This is a genomic window from Faecalibacterium duncaniae, assembly GCF_010509575.1.
GTDB classification, from domain to species: Bacteria; Bacillota; Clostridia; order Oscillospirales; family Ruminococcaceae; genus Faecalibacterium; species Faecalibacterium duncaniae.
On sequence record NZ_CP048437.1, the window covers coordinates 361215 to 382147 of the forward strand.

Consider the following 20933-nt stretch of genomic DNA (forward strand, 5'->3'; position numbering starts at 1 on the left):
CGGAACTCGGCAGAAGGGGGTTGGCGCTTACTGCAGCAGCAGGCTGTCAGCGTTCTGGCCGTCGATGGTCAGGTGGACTTCAGTGCCGTTGTGGGTCAGCAGCAGGGTCTCGCCGCCGTGCTGCAGCAGGGCATCGACCGAGACACGGCTCACCGCGCCGGGGGTGTTGGTGCCGATGGTCTGGAACACGATGGTCTTTACGCCATCCTCAGCCATGGCCTCCAGTGCCTCAAAGGAGCCGGTCAGGCTGGCACCGTCCTGCTTTGTGGTGTAGGTCACGGTGTCGTTCTGACGGGTCTCATCAAACAGCACCTGCGTGCTGGCAAGGTCGATGACGTAGAGCTTGGGGGTGCTCACATCGTCCTTGGGGGTGCTCTGGGTGTCAGCGGGCGTGTCGGGCTGCACAGGGGTGGGGTCCGGAGTAGGTTCCGGGGTGGGTTCCGGCTGCACAGGGGTGGGGTCCGGAGTAGGTTCCGGAGTAGGTTTCGATTCCAGTTTGGGCAGCACCTCATCGTGCACGGCCTTGCAGCCGGGCACACTGCACTTATAGTAAACGTGGCCCTCATGCTCCAGCGTGGGCTCTACCCGCTCCTTCGTGTCGTCCACCTTCCATGCATGGTTGGTGTCGGTGGCAAGCTCACTGGTGTAGCCGTTGTCTTTCAGCCACTTGGCATTGTGCAGGGTGTCGTACCGTTCGCCGCCGATGATTTTATGCAGATCATACCAGTTATTATAGATTGTTTCGATTTTTTCGCCTTTCTTTTTCGTGGTAGAATTTCGGAACAGGTTCAGAACGACAGAACCGTCTTCGCCAAATTTGGAGCTTCCGTCTGCATTGTACTGGATCTGTTCGTCATCTTTTTTAAGAGTATATCCTTTTCCGATGGTTGCCGCATTGCTGCCGGTGGTATAAGCGTTGATGACAGTATTGCCAGTGCTTGCGTTGATGTTAAGAACAAGATCCGCGTTTGTGTTTCGACCACCGGCACTTTGATTGCCAATAGCAGGAACATCAGAAGTGTAATGGTCGTCCCCTCGATTGATGACATTCAGGGTGCCGCCCAGGATATTGATGGTGGTGGTAAAAGGATAGCTGACACCATCAGGGAGAATAACGTAACCCAGAGAACCGATTGCAGGATGGGAACCGGAACCAACTGCGGTAACATTTGCCTTGTCACAGATGGTAATGTTCGTGTTGAGGTTTTTATAGTTATCAGGATTGTCGCTGGGGTAAAGCCGTCCGCCGCTGCCAATTGCGACGCTATCATTGTGGGCCTCTGCTGCAACGGTGGCATCCCCTGAAATTGTGATATCACCACCGGCGTTTCGTCCGCCGCCAATGCCTGCACCATATTCGGACCAGGCTATAACATTTGCGTGGTCGGTAATGGTAACTTTACCATAACCCTTTGTGTAGTTGCCTCCGTCACCACCGACGCCGATGCCAGCACCGGCGTCGCCGCTTGCAATTACAGTGGCATCTCCTTTGATGGTAATGTCTGTACCATCAGAACTGCCACCGCCGCCAATGCCGGCAGCACGCCTCCCGCTGACCGCTGTGATTTTGCCGCCAGTGACTGTGATATGAGAGGTGTCCTGGCATTCTCCACCACCAATACCGGCACCGTATTCTCCACCCTTTGCAAGGAGACTGCCCTTGCTGCCGTCCGCAGCTTTGTTGTCGTCTTTAATGGTAAGTGTACCCGTTCCGTCACTGTCGTTTTTCTCAAGACCGGCGTGCTTTTCACCACCCTTCAGGATGTTGTCTCCGTCCAGTTCAATTTCCGTGTCGCCTTTGCCCTTTACCGTGAGAGCCGCTTTGTGGTTTTCATAGCCATCATTACTGCGGTCAATATTCACATTGTCCAGCACAAACGAAAAAACCTGCTCGGCCTTCTTGGCAAAGTTGTTGACAATGGTGATGACATTATCGGTCGGCTCTGCGGAGGTGCTGGTGCTGCTGTTGTCAGCCTGTGCTGCGGGGGCAGAGGGAACGGTCGGCTCATCTTCCTCCTCCTGCTGCTCTTCCTTCTCCTGCTTTTCCTCCTCCTGCTCTGCGGAAGGCTCCTGTGTGGGCTTGGGAGCTTCTGCCTTTGCCTTGACAGGCTCCGGGGTCACGTTCTCTTCGGTTTTCTCTTCGGTGAGCTCCTGCTGCGGGGTGTCCTCTTTGCGCTCCTCGGTGGGTGTGGTTACCGGCTTCGGTGCAGTGTCCCCGGCGGTATTCTCACTCTTGGGCGCTTCCGTCTCGTTCACTGCGGGGGCGTTGCTCCCGTCTGCTTCCTGCGTGGCGGGGGAAGCATCGGCTTTGGTGCGGTCGTCATCCTTTCCGCCGCGGGTTCCGCCCCGGATGACGACGCTGTCAAGGCCGTCTTTGTAGGTCACGCCGCCTTGTTCGACGGTGACTACACCGGCATCGCTGACCTTAACATCCACACTGCCCTCATTGATGTAGTAGGTGGCCGCGAATGCGGGGGCCGCAATGGATGTCACAATGGACAACATCGCTGCTGTAGAAAGCACCCGCAATGCAAGATTCTTCGCTCTCATAAACAGTCCTCCCAAAAATTACACGGTGTCGATCCATGACAGAAAATGTCATAAAAAAATCGCAGCTTCAATATAGTTCGGGGGGTGGGGGGGAGGTCAAGAGAAAAATTGTGATTTTGTGCAGAGTGGCGAACAATTTTGTCAAAAATAACAAGAAAAATTTTCAGAAAACGAGACCGTTCTCGCAAAAACCGGGAGCGTTACCGGAACCGGTACCAGATATACGGAACAGAACAGGGCGGCGGCACGGGAGAGGAAAAGGCACTGCACCGGCACAGAAAAGTGTGCGCAGAGCATCCCGGAATGCCCAAACCCATGGATTCTTTTCCGGTTTTATGCTATTATAAAAAGTAAGAGCAAGGAGAGAGCGCTCTCAGGGATAAGAGAAAACGTAACGTTGCAATAGAAGGAGAAGAGGATTATGGGAAAATATTTTGGCACCGACGGCTTCCGTGGCGAGGCCGGTGTGAATCTGACCGCCGATCACGCCTACAAGGTAGGCCGTTTTCTGGGCTGGTATTATAATGCACTGCGGGAGCGCAGCGGCAACAACGAGCCTGCCCGCATCGTCATTGGCAAGGATACCCGCCGCTCCAGCTATATGTTCGAGTACAGCCTGGTGGCAGGCCTGACCGCTTCCGGCGCAGATGCCTACCTGCTCCACGTCACCACCACCCCCAGCGTGGCCTATATTGCCCGCGTGGATGATTTTGACTGCGGAATTATGATCTCCGCCAGCCATAACCCGTTCTACGACAACGGCATCAAGCTCATCGACTGCTACGGCGAAAAGATGCCCGAGGAGACCCTGCTGCTGGTGGAGGACTACATCGACGGCAAGCTCCATGTTTTCGATCAGGACTGGCCGGAGCTGCCCTTTGCCCACCGGGAGCATATCGGCTGCACCGTGGACTATGTGGCGGGCCGCAACCGCTACATGGGTTACCTGATCAGCCTGGGCATCTACTCCTTCAAGGGCATCAAGGTGGGTCTGGACTGCGCCAACGGTGCCAGCTGGAACATTGCCAAGAGCGTGTTCGATGCGCTGGGCGCAGACACCTATGTCATCAACAACCAGCCCAACGGCCTGAACATCAACCTGAACGCAGGTTCCACCCATATCGAGGGCCTGCAGAAGTTTGTGGTGGAAAAGGGTCTGGACGTGGGCTTTGCCTATGACGGCGATGCAGACCGCTGCCTCTGCGTGGACGAAAAGGGCAATGTGATCACCGGTGACCACATCCTGTACATCTATGGCTGCTACATGAAGGAGCGCGGCAAACTGCTGACCAATACCGTCGTTACCACGGTTATGTCCAACTTTGGCCTGTACAAGGCCTTTGACGAGCAGGGCATCGGCTACGCCAAGACTGCCGTGGGCGACAAGTATGTCTACGAGTATATGGCCAAGAACGGCTGCCGCATCGGCGGTGAGCAGAGCGGCCACATCATCTTCTCCAAGTATGCCAGCACCGGTGACGGCATCCTGACCAGCCTGAAGATGATGGAGGTCATGCTGGCCAAGAAGAAGCCTCTGAGCGCGCTGGCCGCCCCGCTGAAGATCTACCCGCAGGTGCTGGAAAATGTCCGTGTGACCGATAAGAAGGCCGCGCAGGATGATGCCGCTGTGCAGGTCGCTGTCAAGGCGGTGGCCGAGGCACTGGGCGATACCGGCCGCATTCTGGTGCGCGAGTCTGGTACGGAGCCTCTGGTGCGCGTGATGGTAGAGGCCCCTGACCACGACACCTGCCAGAAGTACGTTTCTCAGGTGGTGGATGTCATCAAGGCACAGGGCTACAGCGTCTGACGCTGAGCCGGAAAGAGAGCGCAGGATGAAGAAGTTCAAACGGATGCTGGCGGGGCTGGCCTGTGTGCTGGCGGTCTGCCTGTGTACCCCCACCGCTTTTGCGGCAAAGGTCATCGTCTATTTTGATGCCAACGGCGGTATCTGTACCTCTGCTGCGGAGCGCACCAATGCCGACGGCCAGCTGACGAGCCTGCCCACCGCCACCATGGAGGGCTATACCTTCGATGGCTGGTACACCACCGGTACGGATGATGTTACCGGTTTTCCCATTGATGTGCAGGTCAAAACCAACGATACGGCGTTTGGTGCGGATACCACCGTCTATGCCCACTGGTCGGCCAATGGCGGCAGTGCGGAAGTGGTGGAGGAGAAAGAGGTAGACCCGGACACCCTTCTTACAACGATGGGGCTGGCGGCCGGAAGCGTCGTTCTGGTGCTGCTGGCAAGCCTGGCACTTTGAGAGGAGCGGACATGCAGCAGAACTTAAAATTTCCGGCGCAGTGCACCGTCATTCCCGCTGAGGAGCTGGAGCAGGTCTCCGGCGGCGCTCCTGCCTGGGTGGGAGCGCTGAAGGATCAGATCCGCCCCTACTGGCAGAAGGCAAAGCCCTATCTGGCCTTTGGCATCGAGTGCGGCAAGGCCTTTGTGCAGGTCATTGCGGCGGCATACAGCATCTACATCTATGGCCGGATCATTCAGGACTCCATGCACGGCATCAAGGACAGCCTGAACTGGTTCAAGGGCCTGAACTGAAAATATCGGGATATGAAACGTCCCCCTGCGCCGTTCGTGGTTTGAACGGTGCAGGGGGACGTTTGTTTGTATCGCTGTCAGGCAGGTTTCTTATCTGCAAGTGCTTTTACTTCGTCGAGAGAAAGCTCTGTACACTCAGCAATCGTTTCCAGATTCAGCTGCCCCAAAGCCAGCATCTTCTTTGCTGTCCGTACAGCCTTTTGATACTCGGCATCTCTTGCGGATTCTCGCGCAACCTCTTCAAATGCTCTGCACATCTGTGATCTCCCTCCTTCGGTTTCTTTCAGATAGCGTACCTCTTTGGCAAGAAGCGGGTTCAACATTTTGTTCGGGTCGGTACAGTTCATGTCATGCATCAAACGTCCAACGGGATGCTCCAAATCACGGAATGCGCCATTCACATAAATGATATGAGCTCCATCACCGAACGCGGTGTGTTGCAGCTCTGTGACGGTTCTCTCTACATGATATAACGGCAGGCCTGCACCATATTTGTCATGCTCAGTGATGAAGATGACATAGGTGTCCACCAATGCGTCAAAATCTTCACCTTTTTCCAGTAACGTCCGGTCGATGACACTGCTGTGGAAGCGCGCCCGGCGGACGCTGGCACCCTTGTCTGCCCGCTGGACCTCGATGTCCAGTACGCGGCCCTCGGTATCTACAGCCCGGATGTCCAATTTGATGGAGCGCTTGGTTGCGCTTTTGTATTCCACCTGAGCCTCGGTGCACTGAACCTTGATGTCGTTGCGCTCAAGAATCGTGCGCAGGATATATTCCACAGGCTCGATTTTTTCATCCAATGCTTCTGAAAAGAAATCATCGTCCATCAGCCGCAGTCCCTTCAGGAGCTCGAGATAATGCTGATACTGGTCCTTCATGGCAGGATACCTCTCTTTATAAGGTGTGCGGCTGTTTCTGATTCTAAATTATCATAATCCTGTTGAAAATGCAAGTAGCAAACCCCTTAGTCATCCGTGCTGTCGAGCTTCAGCACGGCGGTAAAGGCTTCACTGGGCAAGGAGACGCTGCCGAGCTGGCGCATCTTCTTTTTGCCCTCCTTCTGCTTTTCCAGCAGCTTCTTCTTGCGGGAGATATCGCCGCCGTAGCACTTGGCCAGCACGTCCTTGCGCATGGCCTTGACGGTCTCGCGGGCGATGATCTTGCCGCCGATGGCGGCCTGCACCGGGATCTCAAACAGGGTGCGGGGAATGTTATCACGCAGCTTTTCGCAGATGCGGCGGCCCTTGGCGTAGGCGTTGTCCCGGAACACGATCATGGAGAGCGCGTCCACGGGGTCGCCGTTCAGCAGGAAGTCCAGCTTGACCAGATCGCTCTCGCGGTACTCCTTGAACTCGTAGTCGTAGCTGGCGTAACCGCGGCTGCGGCTCTTGATGGCATCGAAGAAGTCGTAGACGATCTCGCCCAGAGGCAGGGCGTAGTGCAGATCCACGCGGACATCGTCCAGATACTTCATGTCGATGAGCACGCCGCGCTTCTGCTGGCACAGATCCATCAGGGCACCCACGTAATCGTTGGGGGTGTAGAGGTGGACATCCACAAAGGGCTCCTCCTGCTTGACGATGTTGGAGGGGTCCGGGTAGCTGGACGGGTTGTCGATCATCTCCACAGTGCCGTCCGTCATGGTCAGGCGGTAGCGGACGCTGGGGGTCGTGGTGATGATATCCAGGTCAAACTCCCGCTCGAGACGCTCGGTGATGATCTCCATGTGGAGCAGGCCCAGGAAGCCGCAGCGGAAGCCAAAGCCCAGAGCGGCACTGGTCTCAAGTTCAAAGGTCAGGGAAGCGTCGTTCAACTGCAGTTTTTCCAGCGCGTCCTTCAGGTCGGGGTACTTGGCACCGTCGGCGGGGTAGATGCCGCAGAACACCATGGGCTTGACCTGACGGTAGCCGGGCAGGGCCTCGGAGGTGGGGCGGTCTGCCAGTGTGACGGTATCGCCCACGCGGGTGTCCTGCACGGTCTTGATGCTGGCGGTCAGGTAGCCGACCTCGCCGGCCTGCAGCTGGCTGCAGGGGGTCAGGCTGGTGGCACCCATGTGGCCCACCTCTACCAGCGTGAACTCTGCCCCGGTGGCCATCATCTTGATGGTGTCGCCGGGCTTGACGGTGCCCTCGAACACGCGGATGTAGACGATAACGCCCTTGTAGCTGTCGTAGATGCTGTCAAAGATCAGGGCCTTGAGGGGAGCGTCCGGGTCGCCGGTGGGGGCGGGAATATCGCTGACCACCCGCTCCAGCACCTGATCGACATTCAGGCCGGTCTTGGCAGAGACGCGGGGCGCGTCCATGCAGGGCAGGCCGATCACATCCTCCACCTCCTGGGCTACTTCGTCCGGGTGGGCGCTGGGCAGGTCGATCTTGTTCAGGATGGGCACCAACTCCAGATCATGCTCCAGCGCCATATAGGTGTTGGCCAGCGTCTGGGCCTCCACACCCTGGGTGGCATCCACCACCAGAATGGCACCCTCACAGGCGGCCAGACTGCGGCTGACCTCGTAGGCAAAGTCCACATGGCCCGGGGTGTCGATGAGGTTGAACTCGTAGGTCTTGCCGTCCTTGGCAGTGTAGTTCAGGGTAACGGCGCGGGCTTTGATGGTGATGCCGCGCTCCCGCTCGATGTCCATGTTATCGAGGATCTGATCCTCCATGGTGCGCTCGTCCACGCTCTTGGTCAGCTCCAGGATGCGGTCCGACAGGGTGGACTTGCCGTGGTCGATGTGTGCAATGATGCAGAAATTTCGGATGTTGTCTCTTGCCATGTAATTCCTCCGGGAGAGTGTGTTAGTCGTTCAGGATCCAGTCCTCCACGGCAGCGGTCGTGCCGTGTTCCAGATAAACACGGGGCACCCGGCGGGAAACGCCGCAGAGCACCTCGTAGGTGATGGTATCGGTCTTGTGGGCAATGTCCTCCGCACTGTCGCTGACAGTGCCGCCCCACAGGATGGCTTCGTCCCCCTCCTGCACCGTGCCCGGCACAGCGGAGAGATCCACCATCATTTGATCCATGCAGACCCGGCCCAGCACCGGGCAGGGCGTGCCGTGGATCTCCACGATGCCTTTGCCGCAGCTGAGCTGGCGGGGGTAGCCATCGGCGTAGCCGGTGCAGAGGGTGGCCACCGGCGTGGGACGCTCGGCTGTGAACCGGCGGCCATAGCTGGTGGACTGGCCCGGCTGCAGCACCTTGACCATGCTGACCACGGTCTTGAGCTTCATCACCGGGCGGAACAGCCCGAAGCGGACTTCATCGCTGGGGTCAAAGCCGTACAGGATGATGCCGGGGCGGGCCATGCAGTGTGCCCGGGGCAGGCCCTCGGGCCAGTCCGGGTGGAGCATCACACCGGCCGAGTTGTCGCAGTGGACGATGCCGGGCTCGTGCCCGGCTGCCGTCAGGGCGCTGCAGGCCTGCACAAAGAGCCGGTGCTGCTCGGCGGTGTAGGCAATGTTTTCCTCAGCAGTGTCATCGGCCACCGAGAAGTGCTGGAACAGGCCGGTCATTTCCAGGCCGGGCAGGGTGCAGGCGGCGATGGCCTCGGCAATGGCGGCATCAAAATCGGTGCGCAGAGCAAAGCCGATGCGGCCCATGCCGGTATCCACAGCCAGATGCACTTTGACCCGGCCCCCGGCGGCCTGTGCGGCCTCGCTCAGGGCTTGGGCCTGGGGCAGGGAATAGCAGGCCGCGGTGATATCGTTACGGATGAGGGCGGCAGCGTATGCGGGTTGCACATGGCCCAGAATGAGGATGGGCAGGGTCTGGCCGCTCCTGCGCAGCTGCAGGGCCTCGGCCAGGCAGCTGACAGCCAGCCAGGAAGCGCCCTCCTGCGCAAAGACCCGGGCGCACTGGACGGCACCGTGGCCGTAGCTGTCGGCCTTGACCACGGCACACAGGGGCAGGCTGCCTGCCCGCTGCTTTACGGTGCGGAAGTTGGCCCGCAGGGCATCGAGGTCGATCTCAGCCCAGACGTGTTTTTCAAAGTTCTGCATCTGCATGATGCATTCCCTCCTTTGGGGATGGATTGGATGTGCGGCCTGTATGGACCGGCCGCCAGCCGTCGATGCCGCTCTCCTGCAGGGCATGGAGCGTTTTCTGCCGGAAGGCGTGATCGGTGCGGCAGCGCTCCCGGACAAAATCCTTGGTCTGCTCCCGCACGGTCACACCGTCGGCGGGACAGCGGCTCTTGACGATGGGGAAGTCCTCCTCCTTTACCGCACAGCGCACCTCGTGCTCGGTGGCCAGCAGCATGGGGCGAATCAGGGTCAGACCCCGGCGGTCCAGCTGGGTGACCGGGGAGAAGCAGCCAATGCGGCCCTCCCGCCAGAGGTTCATGTAAAAGGTCTCAACAGCGTCGTCGAGGTGGTGGCCCAGCGCCACTTTATTGCAGCCCAGCTCCTGCGCCGCCGTGTGCAGCGCGCCCCGGCGCAGCCTGGCGCAGAGGGAACAGGGGTTCTTTTCCTGCCGGTATTCAAACACGATGGGGCCGATCTCGGTGCGGCGCACCTCGTAGGGGACCCCATACCGGGCGAACAGCGCCGCCAGCGGGCTGTAATCCACAGCCTGGTGGTCAAACTGCGGGTCAAGGGTGACGGCCACGACCTCATAATCAAAGCCGAGGTACCGGCGCAGCTGGGCCAACCCGATGGTCAGGGCCACGCTGTCCTTGCCGCCCGAAACGCCCACCATGATCTTATCACCGGGGGAGATCATCTCGTAATCCTGCACGGCCTTGCGCATCAGGCCGCAGAGCCGCTGCATGGCGTGTGGATCGCTCATGTCAGGCTCACGCTTTCCACCAGATTGACGATATCGCTGATGGAGGCCAGCTTGGTCAGGCCGGAGACATAGACCACATCGCCGCTGTCGTATTCAATGGTGGCCAGCACGGCGTAGTAGGCCTGGATATCACAGCGCACGGCAGTGACCGTGGCACCCTCCACCTGCAGCTTGACCTTGCGGGGGCTGATGATACCGTAGGCTGCTTTCAGGTCAGCTTCCGACTGGCCGATGAAATCTTCGTAAGTGGCTTTGTCCCCCCGCTGGAACAGCACCACCTGGTAGTTGGCGTTGGCACTGTCCTCACCGGAAGCCAGCTGCAGCGCATGGCCCAGCGCAGCATCCTCGGTCATCTGACAGACGGGCCAGACGGCACTTTCGTAATCCACCGAGATGCCATTCTCCGCATCAAAGTGGGTGTCGGGGTTGGCAGGAGTGCGGCGGTTGACGGCCAGCGTCAGCCCAAAGTAGGCCAGCGCACCCAAAAGCACGATCACGCCCATGGCGAGCAGCAGCCTGGAGGCCCGCTGCTGGGAGGAATCCTGCGTGTGAATGTCTTTCGGCATGGGAAAAATCTCCTTTTTACAATATCTTATATAGTATAACACACTCGGCGGCAAAATTGTAGCGCCGCCGGGACAAATTTGCCCCCCAGAGGCTGAAAAACTTTTTGAAAATGCGATTTTAGAAAATGAGAGATTTCGAGAGGATTCAAGAGATTTTGAGAGGTATAAAAATTTCCACTGAAAAAATCGCAAAAAGATGTTGACAGGCGCTTTTTTGTGTTGTATACTGACACTCGCGCCCCAAAGGCGCCTGAATCGTACCAAACACTTATCAGGAGGAAATAGATATGAGCACTACTCTCGTAAAGCCCGCTGAAGTCGAGCGCAAGTGGTATCTGCTCGACGCAACCGGCAAGAGCCTGGGTCACGTCGCTGCTGAGGCCGCTGTTCTGCTGCGCGGCAAGCAGAAGGTCAACTACACCCCCAATGTCGATTGCGGCGATTACGTCGTTGTCGTCAACTGCGACAAGGCAGTTCTGACCGGCAAGAAGGCTGAGCAGAAGTTCCACATCACCCACAGCAAGTACATTGGCGGCCTGAAGAAGGTCCAGTACAGCAAGCTGATGGCTGAGAACAGCGACCTGGCTATGACCTACGCTATCAAGGGCATGATCCCTTCCAACACCATCGGTGCTAAGGCTCTGACCCGTCTGCACTGCTACCAGGGTGCCGAGCACGCTCACGCAGCTCAGAAGCCCGAGAAGATCGAGTTCTAAGAAGGAGGCAATCGAACATGTACGAAACCAAACCTTATTTCTACGGCACTGGTCGTCGTAAGGATTCCGTTGCCCGCGTTCGCGTTTACACCGGCACCGGCAAGATCACCATCAACGATCGTGATATCGACAACTACTTCGGTCTGGAGACCCTGAAGCTGATCGTCCGTTCTCCGCTGGTCCTGCTGGGCCTGGAGGGCAAGTACGATGTCGTCGTCCGCGTTTCCGGCGGCGGTGTTTCCGGTCAGGCTGGCGCTATCCGCCACGGCCTGTCCCGCGCTCTGCTGCAGCAGAGCGATGAGAATCGTTCTGTTCTGAAGAAGGCTGGCTTCCTGACCCGCGATCCTCGTATGAAGGAGCGTAAGAAGTACGGCCTCAAAGCCGCTCGTCGCGCACCGCAGTTCAGCAAGCGATAATCTACAGCTTAATAATGCTAAAAAAGCCCGGAAATACGCCATTTTCCGGGCTTTTTCTATGCCTGAAATCGCCTGATTCCGATGGTGAAATTTGAGGAAATTTGACTTCAAATTAACCCATTTTGATGGGTTTACCATGGGTTTACGGCCTATTTTTGAGCCTAATGGGTGGGAAAATGGGTTTACAGAAGGCCATTTTGGAGGGGAAATTAGCCCCATATCCTTGACAGATTTTCGGCAAAAATCCGGCTGAAACGGAATGAAAAACAGTGTCAGGTTCGTTTGGCGAGTTCTGACGAATTCTGCAAAAATTTAATATCAGGTATCCTGTTACATAGAGCCTTGGCTCATTCTTTGAAAACGAGAATGGGTCGAGGCTCTATTTTTTTCGCCCGAAATCCGGCGAGACAAATTTGAGCAGGAGGTAACAGGTATGACGGATTTCAATCAGAAGACCCATGACACCGATGTGGGCAGTCATGGCGGACAGTCAAGGCAGATGATGGAGGTGTTTGAGAACCAGGAGTTTGGTTCGATCCGCGTGTTGCAAGAGGCGGGCAAGACCTTCTTCTGTGCAAGCGATGTGGCGAAAGCGTTGGGGTATGTGAATCCCTACGCCGCAGTGAAACGCCATTGCAGAGGCCCCCTAACGAAACGCGAGGGGGTCGTTCAGAAGGTGAATCAGTATGGAGATGCTGGAGAGCAGGTCGTTGAAATCTCCTTTATCACAGAAGGCGATGTTTACCGGCTGATCGTTCACAGCAAGCTGCCATCGGCAGAACGATTTGAACACTGGGTGTTTGATGAAGTTCTCCCGTCCATTCGCAAGCATGGTGTGTATATGAGCGATTCCATTTTGGATCAGGTGATTCAGCATCCGGAGGTCATCTACACACTGGCACAGGAGCTTGTAGCCGAGAGAGAGCAGCTTGAGGGTATCCGCAAACAGCTGGATGCGGCACAGCCCAAGGCAGACTACTTCGACACCTTTGTAAATTCGGAAGATTGCACCTGCATCCGGAATTTCTGTAAGGAAATCGGAATCCCAGAGAAGACGGCAGTAGCTCTCTTACTGGATCACCGCTATCTGTACCGCAGTCCAAGCGGCTGGCTGATGCCTTTTGCAGACAAATCTGCAAGGGGCTATTTTATTGTCCGGGATTGCTACGGCAGAAGTGGAAAACTGGTGCAGCAGACGAGAGTGACCTGCAAGGGAAAGAATCATCTCTTTAAGTTGTTTAAGAAATGGGGTGTGATCGAATGACGCTTTTTACAGAGGGACGCCTTCAGGCGTTTGAACGCATGATGCAGGATACCGGCAAATACCATCGACGGGAGGACAGCGAAGATCGTCCGCGCAAATGTCCGAAGAAAAAAACGGAGCCTGCGAAAAAGGATGGTGAGCACCATGCCGGTATTCAGGGTTGAGAAAAACAGCAATTACACAACGATGTGCAATTACCACCTGCGGGATCAGGGTCTCAGCCTGAAAGGAAAAGGACTTCTCTCCATGCTGCTTAGTTTACCGGACACATGGAACTATTCGGTACGGGGGTTATCTTCGATTACGCCGGATGGCGTAGATGGAGTGCTTACGGCTCTGAAGGAGCTGGAGCGTCTTGGGTATCTGGAAAGGAACCAGCAGCGTGAGAGTAACGGTCGGATGGGCAGAGCGGAGTATGTGATTTATGAGATGCCAAGGAAAAAGCCGTGTTCGGAATCACCGTGTACGGAAAAGCCGTATGCGGTAAATCCGGATACGGACACACCGGTTACGGAAAATCCCGCGCAATTAAGTACTAATAGAACAAGTACTAAAACAATCAATAAAAGAGAGAAGAAGGAAATCCAACACCGGTATGGCTCATACGAAAATGTCCTTCTTTCTGACACGGAATACGGCAAGCTCCGGCAGGAGTTCCCAGGAGATTATCAGATGCGAGTGGAACGGCTCTCTGAGTATATGGCTTCCACCGGCAGGAGCTACAAAAATCACCTTGCCACAATCCGGAGCTGGGCAAAGAGAGAAAAGCCGAAGTATAACCCGGCAGACTACACATTTGAGGAAGGAGACAGCCTATGAGCGACATGGTGCCTGAAGTATTGAATGCGGCGTTGGATTCGCTCTTTACGCCGAAAGAACCCGGAGAGCAGGAATACCAGGGCGTGGACGGACTGCTGTATTGCCGGAACTGTCATACTCCGGTGCAGTGCAGGGTAAAGCTCTGGGGCAGAGACAAGATTGTTCCCTGCCTTTGCAGATGCCAGCAGGAAGCGATGGCGGAAAAGAAACGCCAGGATGAACTGGTGGAGCGGCAGCGTAAAATCAGGCAGCTGAAAGCAACTGGGATTCAGGAAAAGCATCTTCTGGAATGGAATTTTGGCGTTGCAGAAGACAACAAGGACATCCAGATGGCAAAACGTTATGTGGAGCAGTGGAAAAAGGTCAAGGCTGAAAACCTTGGCCTTTTGTTATGGGGAGATGTCGGAACCGGAAAGTCCTTTGTGGCGGCATGTATAGCAAATGCGCTGCTGGATCAGGGCATTCCGGTTTTGATGACGAACTTCTCCAAAATCCTGAACCAGATGGGTGCCATGTATTCGGAAGAACGATACCGGTATATCGCTTCGTTTTCCAACTATTCTTTGCTGATTCTGGATGATCTGGGAATTGAGCGCAGCACCGAATATGCGCTGGAGCAGGTCTACGCTGTCATTGATGAGCGGTATAAGTCCGGGCTTCCGGTCATTATCACAACCAATCTGAAAATTGCAGAAATCCGCAATCCGCAGGATGTGGCATACGCCCGGATTTACAGCAGGATTCTGGAAATGTGTACGCCGGTGCGAATCAGCGGAGAGGACCGCAGAAAGAGCATTGGAAAAGAAAAACAGCAGGTCGTTAAGGAGGTACTTGATCTATGAAGTGCAAGGCAAAAAAGGCGTTTTTCGCAGGTAAGAATGACATCTATCACCGCTGGAAGGAGGTTAAGAAGCTGAATGGCAAAAGCAAAAACCAGTATTACAACAGAAAACCGCAGTGGCTCAGCTGCCGACGCTGCGGCTAAGGAGAAGCGGACGGAGATGCCGCTTTCTGACCTGCATCCTTTTGAAGGGCATCCCTTTAAGGTGCTGGATGACGAGCTGATGGAACAGACCGTAGAGAGCATCAAGCAGATCGGTGTGGTATCACCACTGATTGTCCGACCTGACCCGGAAGGCGGATTTGAAATTCTTTCAGGACACCGCAGACTTCATGCGGCGCAGCTGGCAGGTTTGGAGACTGTGCCGGTCATCGTCAAGGAAATGGACGATGATGCAGCAATCATCTTTATGGTGGACAGCAACTTGCAGCGGGAGAATATTCTTCCCAGCGAGAGAGCGTTTTCCTACAAGATGAAGTTGGAGGCGATGAAACATCAGGGTCAGAGAAAAGATTTGACTTCGGAGCAATTTGCACCGAAGTTGTCTACGGAGATTATTGGTGAAGCTGTTGGAATGAGTAAGGATACGGTTAAACGCTATATCCGCCTTACCAACCTGATTCCTGAAATTTTGGATATGGTGGATGAGAAGAAAATCGCCTTTAATCCGGCGGTGGAGTTGTCTTACCTGAAACCGTCTGAACAGAAGGAATTTCTGGAGGCAATGGACTATGCACAGGCATCTCCATCCCTGTCGCAGGCACAGCGGCTGAAGAAGCTCTCACAGGAGGGCGGCTGCACGTTGGATGCCATGTGTGAAGTGATGAATGAAATCAAAAAGGATGAGCTTGACCATGTGACGATTAAAAACGAGGTTCTTCGGAAGTATTTCCCGAAATCCTATACGCCGAAGCAGATGCAGGACACGATTATCCGGCTGCTGGAAAAATGGCAGCGAAGTAAACAACGAGATATGGAACGATGAGAAGGAGATTTTTATGATGATGAACTTTAAGAAGAATCAGAACAACGCAGTGTGCAGCATGGATTGCAAGAACTGCCCGCACGGTGCATCGCAGCCCAATCCGATGGATGATCCCATGTTTGAGAAGTCCATTGCGATGCTTCATAACTGGCTGATGCTGGAGGCAATCCGTGAAGATCACCCGAAGGAGCGCATTGTGATGGTGATCCTGCCGGGGGCTGGCGGCGAACTCCTGACCGAGGATGGCAGTCGAGACATCTTTGAGGATGTTTACGATGAGATGGAGGCTGATCTGGTGGCAGATGGGGAACTGCTTCTCCATTATGATAAGAGCGATGTGATCGAGACTGACAGAACCCGCTATCTGTTGGGAGCTGCGGAGGTTTCGGAAATCGACCAGAACGGCAACGAATGCAGCATCAATCTGTTTACGCTGGAACGCACCATCGACTATGTGAACGAGAACCTGACGGTGGTTTCCATTGGCGGCGAGTTGGTTCCGGCACTGCGCCTGATCTAAGGAGGTGCCTATGAAGAAATTTGATGTGGAGATTACAGAGACTCTCCAGAGAAAGGTTTCCGTGGAAGCTGCCTCACAGGAAGATGCGGAACGCATGGTGACGCAGGCGTGGAACAATCAGGACTATGTTCTGGATTCCGGCGATTTCACCGGTGTGGATTTCAAGACCGTGGGAGAACATGAATTGGCAGAGACCAGGACAATGGATGTGCTGCTGGTACAGCCCAATGCCTATCCGAAGAAAATCAGTGTTGGCACGGAGCTGGAAGATTTGCAGGCCATGGTCGGCGGCGATATTGAAGTCACCTATCCATTTGAGGATGAAGTGGCCATTATTCTGAATGAATCCGGCAAAATCAATGGTCTGCCGCTGAACCGTGCGATTTACACCGAAGACGGGGATATGCAGGACATTTATGCCGGTGATTTTCTGGTGGTAGGGCTGACAGAGGATGACTTTGGTTCTCTGACTTCGGAGCAGATGCAGAAATTTGAGGAGCAGTTCCATCAGCCCCAGATGTTCGTTCGTATGGGGCGCAGCATCATGGCGATTCCGGTTCCGGATGACATGGTGAAGAAGATGGAGGAAAAGGCTGCAAAGCCCCAAGAAAAGAGTAAACCGGCACCGGACCGGGACAGTTTGTAAGGAAGGAGGCGGAGATTCATGCAGGAAGAAGTTGAAAATCGTACCGTCAATCTGGCAATCAGTACCACGAAACTGACATTTCGCACTATCGTGAATGGCTATAATGCGTGGAAACGGCACCATCAGGCAAAGGCGGCTCAGAAATCAGCGCAGATGCCGCTTGGAAAGCAGAGCATCAAAGAACTGATCGGTCAGAATCAGGGAGTCAGCAGTATCCCCATTGAGAAAACGGATTTGAAAGGCTTTGAACAGGTGGCGCGGAAATACGGTGTGGATTATGCCATTACGAAAGACCAAAATGTGATTCCACCCAAGTACACGGTGTTCTTTAAGGCGAAGGATGCGGATGCACTGACTTCCGCTTTTGAGGAATTCACCAACCGCAAGCTGAAAGCAAAGGAAAAACCGAGTGTTCTGGAGCAGCTTAACAAGCTCAAAGAACTGGTGGCTGCAATTCTGCCGGATAAGGTTCGTCACAAAAGTCAGGAGCGTGATCTATGAGTAATAAGACCAAGAAGCTGCTGATCCTGAACCTGCCGTACTTCATTGCCGGTCTTGTATGTACCAATCTGGGAGAAGCGTGGAGAATTGCCGAGGGCGCAGACATGTCTGAAAAGCTCCTCGGCTTTCTTTCTGCCCTGGGTGCAGCATTTTCCAACCCGATGCCAAGTCTGCATCCGCTGGATTTGCTGATTGGTGTGTGCTGCGGAGCGGGTCTGCGGCTTGCTGTGTATCTGAAAGGCAAAAATGCCAAGAAATATCGTCATGGTATGGAGTATGGCTCTGCCCGGTGGGGTACGCAGAAAGACATCGAACCGTTTGAAGATCCAGTGTTTGCAAACAATGTGATTCTGACCCGGACGGAGCGGCTGATGATGGGCAATCGCCCGAAGAATCCGGCAAATGCCAGAAACAAAAATGTGCTTGTGGTCGGCGGTTCCGGCAGCGGTAAGACGAGATTTTGGCTTAAACCCAACCTTTTACAATGTCACAGTTCCTACGTGGTCACTGACCCGAAAGGTGATATCGTAATCGACTGCGGCCAAGCCCTTTTGAAGAACGGATACAGTATCCGGATTTTCAATACTATCAATTTCAGAAAGTCGATGCATTATAATCCCTTCGCGTATATTCACAGCGAAAAGGATATTTTGAAGCTGACCACAACCCTCATTGCCAACACTAAAGGGGACGGCAAGGCCGGTGACGAATTCTGGACGAAGGCAGAGACCTTGCTGTATTGTGCTTTGATTGGTTATATCCATTATGAGGCACCGCTGGAAGAGCAGAACTTTGCAACGCTGATTGAATTTCTGAACGCGATGGAAGTGCGCGAGGATGATGAAACCTTTCAGAATCCAGTGGATCAGATGTTTGAAGCTCTGAAAAAGAAAAAACCGAACCACTTTGCTGTCCGCCAATATGCCAAGTTCAAGCTGGCGGCGGGCAAGACCTTAAAGTCGATTCTGGTGAGCTGCGGTGCACGTCTGGCTCCCTTCGATATTGAGGAAGTCCGCGATATCACCATGTACGATGAGCTGTCGCTGGATACGGTGGGAGATAAGAAAACGGCTCTGTTCCTCATTATGAGCGATACAGACCCGACTTTTAATTTCCTGATTTCGATGATCTATACACAGCTGTTTAACCTGCTGTGCGAGAAAGCGGATGATATTTACGGGGGCAGATTGCCGGTGCATGTGCGCTGCCTGATTGATGAGTGTGCGAACATTGGTCAGATTCCAAATCTGGAAAAGCTGGTAGCCACCATCCGATCAAGAGAAATCTCGGCATGTCTGGTACTTCAGGCACAGAGCCAGTTGAAGGCAATCTACAAGGACAATGCCGATACCATCATCGGCAATATGGATTCTCGTATTTTCCTTGGCGGTTCGGAGCCGACTACGCTGAAAGAGCTGAATCAGGCATTGGGAAAAGAAACGATTGATCTGTACAACACTTCCGATACCAGAGGCAACAGCCCATCTTACGGCACCAATTACCAAAAGGTTGGGCATGACCTGGCTTCGGTGGATGAACTGGCTGTGCTGGATGGCGGAAAGTGCATTTTGCAGCTGCGCGGTGTCAGACCGTTCAAGTCAGATAAATACGATCTGACCCAGCATCCGAACTACAAGCTCACTGCCGGTGCTGATAAGAAAAACACGTTCAGCATCGAGACGTTTCTCGATCATCGGCTGAAGCTCAAGCCCGGTGATAAGTACGAAGTAGTTGATGCAGATCATGCCAAATAAGTTTGTTCCGGTGACGAAGATGTCATGGGTACGCTGCTGGTAACAGAATAAGATAAGGGGCGGCGAGCTGCCGCCTCTTTACATAGCCAGGTTTCTGATTGGGATTGGAGACCTGGCTATATGTTTGCCCATTTGCAGGTGCACATGCAGATGGAAAATCACTATTCATTAGCCCGCAAGGGCGCATCGTACAAGGAGGTACACATTTATGGCATTTTTCAACAGCGCAGTAACCGTTCTTCAGACTCTTGTCATCGCACTGGGTGCCGGTCTCGGCATCTGGGGAGCCATCAACCTGCTGGAGGGCTACGGCAACGACAACCCCGGTGCCAAATCCCAGGGTATGAAACAGTTTATGGCTAATTAAAGGGAACAAAAAGAAAGGAAAAGCACAATCCAGACGGTATCAGCGGCAGGATACAAGAATAAATTGTGATTACACAAGATTGGTGTTATAATAAGAGAAAAGTTCCTGCCGGGGCAGCCGCCCCGGTGGTATGGGTAGAAAGGCAGGAAAACAATATGCACATCAGCTATAAACCACTCTGGCACACACTGTTAGAGCGTGATATGAGAAAAGAAGATTTAAGGCTTGCCGCTGGTATGACAACGAATATGATTGCCAACATGAGCAAAGAGGGAAAGCACATCAGCATGGACACATTAGCCCGTATCTGTGAAACGCTGAATTGTGAGATTACCGATGTGATTGAGTTAGTACCAGACGAGCCTGCTTCCACAGGAGGTAAGGAACATGAGCGAATTGAAACCAAGAATAACGGAAAACGGAATTGATTATATCCTTGTCGGAGATTACTACATCCCGGACTTGAAACTGTCGGAAGAACGCCGCCCCATCGGAAAGTATGGACGGATGCACCGGGAATATTTAAGAGAAGTCCACCCAGCCAGATTGAACACATTGATACTGACCGGAGAATTGTGGACATATCTTGCAGACCTGAACGAACAGGCACAGGAACGGTTAGACACTATCATGGAGCAGATGAAAGCTGCCGAGGGCGTGACCGAGGACTTGAAGCGTACCCGTCAAATGGAATGGGTGCAGCGGTGCAATAATATCCACAACCGGGCAGAAGAAATTGTTTTGCATGAGATGATTTATTCATAACGGTATGATAGAATGATTATGACAAATCGAAATTTGTAGGAATAGGTATTCAGGAAAATATACAGAAAATCACGCATTTGTGGGGATGATACGAATCGTGTCATACATGTGAAAGAGCGATTCTTGCGTCATTTTACGCTTTTTGATAAGGTGAAATCGTCGAAAAGACAAACCAATATAGAAAGGACGTATAATGATGAAAAAGAATGGAAAACAAGTTTTATTTTTAGGAGGTATATTTATTATAGCGTTTGCAATATGGACAGCTTTGATCCAGATGGTAGACGTGCAGCCACTGGGGCAGAATGCAACGAATATTGGATTTGCAACATTCAATTGCTGGTTTCATCGTTTAACAAATGTTAATATGACAATTTATACGATTACCGATTGGATGGGTCTGATTCCTTTAGTTGTATGCCTGATTTTTGCAGGTATTGGACTGGTTCAGTTAATAAAGAGAAGAAGTCTCTTCAAAGTGGATCCCGATATCATTATCCTGGGAGTTTATTATGTTATAGTGATACTGGCATACTTCATTTTTGAGATCATCCCAATCAATTACAGACCAATTTTAATCAATGGAATTATGGAGGCTTCTTATCCTTCTTCAACGACTCTACTGGTATTGTGCGTGATGCCGACTTTGGTTGAACAGATCCAGCGAAGAATGTCATGTTCTACATTGAAAAGAATCATAACGATTCTAGCAATCGCTTTTTCTGCATTCATGGTTATCGGCAGATTGATTTCCGGAGTACATTGGTTTACGGATATTGTGGGTGGTGTATTGTTAAGTGCCGGATTATTTACTGTTTATAAGGCAGTAGTTATGCTAACAATAAAAAAGTGAAATAAAAAAGGAGGTGAAGGAG

The 20933-nt window shown here is 53.6% G+C and carries 23 protein-coding genes and 1 pseudogene; 18 read left to right on the forward strand and 6 right to left on the reverse strand.

Features of this window, described 5'->3' with window-relative positions; all coding sequences use genetic code 11:
• Nucleotides 1-27: 27 nt before the first annotated feature.
• Nucleotides 28-2550 carry a hypothetical protein gene (locus tag GXM22_RS01595; RefSeq protein WP_005930030.1) on the reverse strand — a complete coding sequence of 841 codons (2523 nt, stop codon included), beginning with the start codon at nucleotides 2548-2550 and terminating at the stop codon, nucleotides 28-30.
• A gap of 421 nt (nucleotides 2551-2971) precedes the next feature.
• Here GXM22_RS01595 and glmM point away from each other — a divergent pair, with 421 nt between their 5' ends.
• The 3 genes from glmM to GXM22_RS01610 are packed head-to-tail and all read left to right on the forward strand — an operon-like array spanning nucleotide 2972 to nucleotide 5110.
• A complete protein-coding gene (gene glmM, locus GXM22_RS01600; protein WP_005930023.1) occupies nucleotides 2972-4357 on the forward strand; it encodes a phosphoglucosamine mutase in 1386 nt (461 codons plus the stop codon).
• A gap of 25 nt (nucleotides 4358-4382) precedes the next feature.
• A complete protein-coding gene (locus tag GXM22_RS01605; protein ID WP_005930020.1) occupies nucleotides 4383-4817 on the forward strand; it encodes an InlB B-repeat-containing protein in 435 nt (144 codons plus the stop codon).
• A gap of 11 nt (nucleotides 4818-4828) precedes the next feature.
• Nucleotides 4829-5110, forward strand: coding sequence for a hypothetical protein (locus tag GXM22_RS01610; protein ID WP_005930017.1), 282 nt, complete (start codon nucleotides 4829-4831; stop codon nucleotides 5108-5110).
• A 77-nt stretch (nucleotides 5111-5187) separates the two neighbouring features.
• Here GXM22_RS01610 and GXM22_RS01615 read toward each other — a convergent pair whose 3' ends face one another.
• The 5 genes from GXM22_RS01615 to GXM22_RS01635 all read right to left on the reverse strand — a co-directional run bounded on the left by GXM22_RS01615 (nucleotide 5188) and on the right by GXM22_RS01635 (nucleotide 10464).
• Nucleotides 5188-5991: a PD-(D/E)XK nuclease family transposase gene (locus GXM22_RS01615; protein WP_005930014.1), complete on the reverse strand. Its 804-nt coding sequence runs from the start codon at nucleotides 5989-5991 to the stop codon at nucleotides 5188-5190.
• A gap of 86 nt (nucleotides 5992-6077) precedes the next feature.
• The gene (gene lepA, locus GXM22_RS01620; protein ID WP_005930010.1) at nucleotides 6078-7889 is read right to left on the reverse strand and encodes a translation elongation factor 4; all 1812 of its coding nucleotides are present in this window, start codon (nucleotides 7887-7889) and stop codon (nucleotides 6078-6080) included.
• Between the two features lie 22 nt (nucleotides 7890-7911).
• Entirely contained in the window at nucleotides 7912-9117 is a 1206-nt protein-coding gene (alr, locus tag GXM22_RS01625) for an alanine racemase (protein ID WP_005930007.1), read from the reverse strand.
• A complete protein-coding gene (locus tag GXM22_RS01630; protein WP_005930004.1) occupies nucleotides 9098-9898 on the reverse strand; it encodes a tRNA 2-thiocytidine biosynthesis TtcA family protein in 801 nt (266 codons plus the stop codon). Before GXM22_RS01630 ends, alr begins: the two co-directional genes overlap by 20 nt.
• Nucleotides 9895-10464: a hypothetical protein gene (locus GXM22_RS01635; protein ID WP_005930001.1), complete on the reverse strand. Its 570-nt coding sequence runs from the start codon at nucleotides 10462-10464 to the stop codon at nucleotides 9895-9897. The genes GXM22_RS01630 and GXM22_RS01635 overlap by 4 nt, the downstream gene beginning before the upstream one ends.
• Nucleotides 10465-10751: 287 nt before the next feature.
• On the opposite strand from GXM22_RS01635, the gene rplM reads away from it, so the two are divergent.
• The 15 genes and pseudogenes from rplM to GXM22_RS01705 all read left to right on the forward strand — a co-directional run bounded on the left by rplM (nucleotide 10752) and on the right by GXM22_RS01705 (nucleotide 20911).
• Nucleotides 10752-11180 carry a 50S ribosomal protein L13 gene (rplM, locus tag GXM22_RS01640; RefSeq protein WP_005929998.1) on the forward strand — a complete coding sequence of 143 codons (429 nt, stop codon included), beginning with the start codon at nucleotides 10752-10754 and terminating at the stop codon, nucleotides 11178-11180.
• A 17-nt stretch (nucleotides 11181-11197) separates the two neighbouring features.
• Nucleotides 11198-11596: a 30S ribosomal protein S9 gene (gene rpsI / locus GXM22_RS01645; protein WP_005929995.1), complete on the forward strand. Its 399-nt coding sequence runs from the start codon at nucleotides 11198-11200 to the stop codon at nucleotides 11594-11596.
• 433 nt (nucleotides 11597-12029) lie between these two features.
• Nucleotides 12030-12860 carry a phage antirepressor Ant gene (locus GXM22_RS01650; protein ID WP_002576413.1) on the forward strand — a complete coding sequence of 277 codons (831 nt, stop codon included), beginning with the start codon at nucleotides 12030-12032 and terminating at the stop codon, nucleotides 12858-12860.
• Nucleotides 12857-13024: a hypothetical protein gene (locus tag GXM22_RS15005; RefSeq protein WP_002576412.1), complete on the forward strand. Its 168-nt coding sequence runs from the start codon at nucleotides 12857-12859 to the stop codon at nucleotides 13022-13024. The genes GXM22_RS01650 and GXM22_RS15005 overlap by 4 nt, the downstream gene beginning before the upstream one ends.
• The gene (locus tag GXM22_RS01655; protein WP_005929992.1) at nucleotides 13005-13679 is read left to right on the forward strand and encodes a helix-turn-helix domain-containing protein; all 675 of its coding nucleotides are present in this window, start codon (nucleotides 13005-13007) and stop codon (nucleotides 13677-13679) included. Before GXM22_RS15005 ends, GXM22_RS01655 begins: the two co-directional genes overlap by 20 nt.
• Nucleotides 13676-14521, forward strand: a complete 846-nt coding sequence (locus tag GXM22_RS01660) for an ATP-binding protein (protein ID WP_005929990.1) — start codon at nucleotides 13676-13678, stop codon at nucleotides 14519-14521. The genes GXM22_RS01655 and GXM22_RS01660 overlap by 4 nt, the downstream gene beginning before the upstream one ends.
• 75 nt (nucleotides 14522-14596) lie before the next feature.
• Nucleotides 14597-15505, forward strand: coding sequence for a ParB/RepB/Spo0J family partition protein (locus tag GXM22_RS01665; protein WP_005929988.1), 909 nt, complete (start codon nucleotides 14597-14599; stop codon nucleotides 15503-15505).
• Between the two features lie 13 nt (nucleotides 15506-15518).
• Nucleotides 15519-16025, forward strand: a complete 507-nt coding sequence (locus tag GXM22_RS01670) for a hypothetical protein (protein WP_005929984.1) — start codon at nucleotides 15519-15521, stop codon at nucleotides 16023-16025.
• Nucleotides 16026-16035: 10 nt separating this feature from the next.
• The gene (locus GXM22_RS01675; protein WP_002576407.1) at nucleotides 16036-16671 is read left to right on the forward strand and encodes a DUF3846 domain-containing protein; all 636 of its coding nucleotides are present in this window, start codon (nucleotides 16036-16038) and stop codon (nucleotides 16669-16671) included.
• A gap of 18 nt (nucleotides 16672-16689) precedes the next feature.
• Nucleotides 16690-17172 carry a PcfB family protein gene (locus GXM22_RS01680; protein WP_005929980.1) on the forward strand — a complete coding sequence of 161 codons (483 nt, stop codon included), beginning with the start codon at nucleotides 16690-16692 and terminating at the stop codon, nucleotides 17170-17172.
• On the forward strand, nucleotides 17169-18926 hold the full coding sequence (locus tag GXM22_RS01685; protein WP_005929977.1) for a VirD4-like conjugal transfer protein, CD1115 family: 1758 nt from the start codon (nucleotides 17169-17171) through the stop codon (nucleotides 18924-18926). Before GXM22_RS01680 ends, GXM22_RS01685 begins: the two co-directional genes overlap by 4 nt.
• Nucleotides 18927-19134: 208 nt before the next feature.
• Nucleotides 19135-19287, forward strand: a pseudogene (locus GXM22_RS01690) (Maff2 family mobile element protein); the annotation flags it as partial.
• Between the two features lie 71 nt (nucleotides 19288-19358).
• The gene (locus GXM22_RS01695; protein ID WP_307862865.1) at nucleotides 19359-19721 is read left to right on the forward strand and encodes a helix-turn-helix domain-containing protein; all 363 of its coding nucleotides are present in this window, start codon (nucleotides 19359-19361) and stop codon (nucleotides 19719-19721) included.
• Nucleotides 19681-20058: a TnpV protein gene (locus tag GXM22_RS01700; protein WP_002595212.1), complete on the forward strand. Its 378-nt coding sequence runs from the start codon at nucleotides 19681-19683 to the stop codon at nucleotides 20056-20058. Before GXM22_RS01695 ends, GXM22_RS01700 begins: the two co-directional genes overlap by 41 nt.
• 193 nt (nucleotides 20059-20251) lie before the next feature.
• The gene (locus GXM22_RS01705) at nucleotides 20252-20911 is read left to right on the forward strand and encodes a phosphatase PAP2 family protein (protein WP_005929954.1); all 660 of its coding nucleotides are present in this window, start codon (nucleotides 20252-20254) and stop codon (nucleotides 20909-20911) included.
• Nucleotides 20912-20933: the final 22 nt, after the last annotated feature.

What these genes read in the sequence shown, in the direction of transcription:
- lepA (WP_005930010.1), bottom strand. Translation starts at nt 7,889, where the DNA reads ATGGCAAGAGACAACATCCGAAATTTCTGCATCATTGCACACATCGAC.
- GXM22_RS01610 (WP_005930017.1), top strand. Translation starts at nt 4,829, where the DNA reads ATGCAGCAGAACTTAAAATTTCCGGCGCAGTGCACCGTCATTCCCGCT.
- GXM22_RS01655 (WP_005929992.1), top strand. Translation starts at nt 13,005, where the DNA reads ATGCCGGTATTCAGGGTTGAGAAAAACAGCAATTACACAACGATGTGC.
- GXM22_RS01700 (WP_002595212.1), top strand. Translation starts at nt 19,681, where the DNA reads ATGAGCGAATTGAAACCAAGAATAACGGAAAACGGAATTGATTATATC.
- rplM (WP_005929998.1), top strand. Translation starts at nt 10,752, where the DNA reads ATGAGCACTACTCTCGTAAAGCCCGCTGAAGTCGAGCGCAAGTGGTAT.
- GXM22_RS01680 (WP_005929980.1), top strand. Translation starts at nt 16,690, where the DNA reads ATGCAGGAAGAAGTTGAAAATCGTACCGTCAATCTGGCAATCAGTACC.
- GXM22_RS01605 (WP_005930020.1), top strand. Translation starts at nt 4,383, where the DNA reads ATGAAGAAGTTCAAACGGATGCTGGCGGGGCTGGCCTGTGTGCTGGCG.
- GXM22_RS01665 (WP_005929988.1), top strand. Translation starts at nt 14,597, where the DNA reads ATGGCAAAAGCAAAAACCAGTATTACAACAGAAAACCGCAGTGGCTCA.
- GXM22_RS01615 (WP_005930014.1), bottom strand. Translation starts at nt 5,991, where the DNA reads ATGAAGGACCAGTATCAGCATTATCTCGAGCTCCTGAAGGGACTGCGG.
- GXM22_RS01705 (WP_005929954.1), top strand. Translation starts at nt 20,252, where the DNA reads ATGATGAAAAAGAATGGAAAACAAGTTTTATTTTTAGGAGGTATATTT.
- GXM22_RS01595 (WP_005930030.1), bottom strand. Translation starts at nt 2,550, where the DNA reads ATGAGAGCGAAGAATCTTGCATTGCGGGTGCTTTCTACAGCAGCGATG.
- GXM22_RS01635 (WP_005930001.1), bottom strand. Translation starts at nt 10,464, where the DNA reads ATGCCGAAAGACATTCACACGCAGGATTCCTCCCAGCAGCGGGCCTCC.
- rpsI (WP_005929995.1), top strand. Translation starts at nt 11,198, where the DNA reads ATGTACGAAACCAAACCTTATTTCTACGGCACTGGTCGTCGTAAGGAT.
- GXM22_RS01685 (WP_005929977.1), top strand. Translation starts at nt 17,169, where the DNA reads ATGAGTAATAAGACCAAGAAGCTGCTGATCCTGAACCTGCCGTACTTC.
- GXM22_RS01670 (WP_005929984.1), top strand. Translation starts at nt 15,519, where the DNA reads ATGATGATGAACTTTAAGAAGAATCAGAACAACGCAGTGTGCAGCATG.
- GXM22_RS15005 (WP_002576412.1), top strand. Translation starts at nt 12,857, where the DNA reads ATGACGCTTTTTACAGAGGGACGCCTTCAGGCGTTTGAACGCATGATG.
- GXM22_RS01630 (WP_005930004.1), bottom strand. Translation starts at nt 9,898, where the DNA reads ATGAGCGATCCACACGCCATGCAGCGGCTCTGCGGCCTGATGCGCAAG.
- alr (WP_005930007.1), bottom strand. Translation starts at nt 9,117, where the DNA reads ATGCAGATGCAGAACTTTGAAAAACACGTCTGGGCTGAGATCGACCTC.
- GXM22_RS01650 (WP_002576413.1), top strand. Translation starts at nt 12,030, where the DNA reads ATGACGGATTTCAATCAGAAGACCCATGACACCGATGTGGGCAGTCAT.
- GXM22_RS01660 (WP_005929990.1), top strand. Translation starts at nt 13,676, where the DNA reads ATGAGCGACATGGTGCCTGAAGTATTGAATGCGGCGTTGGATTCGCTC.
- GXM22_RS01675 (WP_002576407.1), top strand. Translation starts at nt 16,036, where the DNA reads ATGAAGAAATTTGATGTGGAGATTACAGAGACTCTCCAGAGAAAGGTT.
- glmM (WP_005930023.1), top strand. Translation starts at nt 2,972, where the DNA reads ATGGGAAAATATTTTGGCACCGACGGCTTCCGTGGCGAGGCCGGTGTG.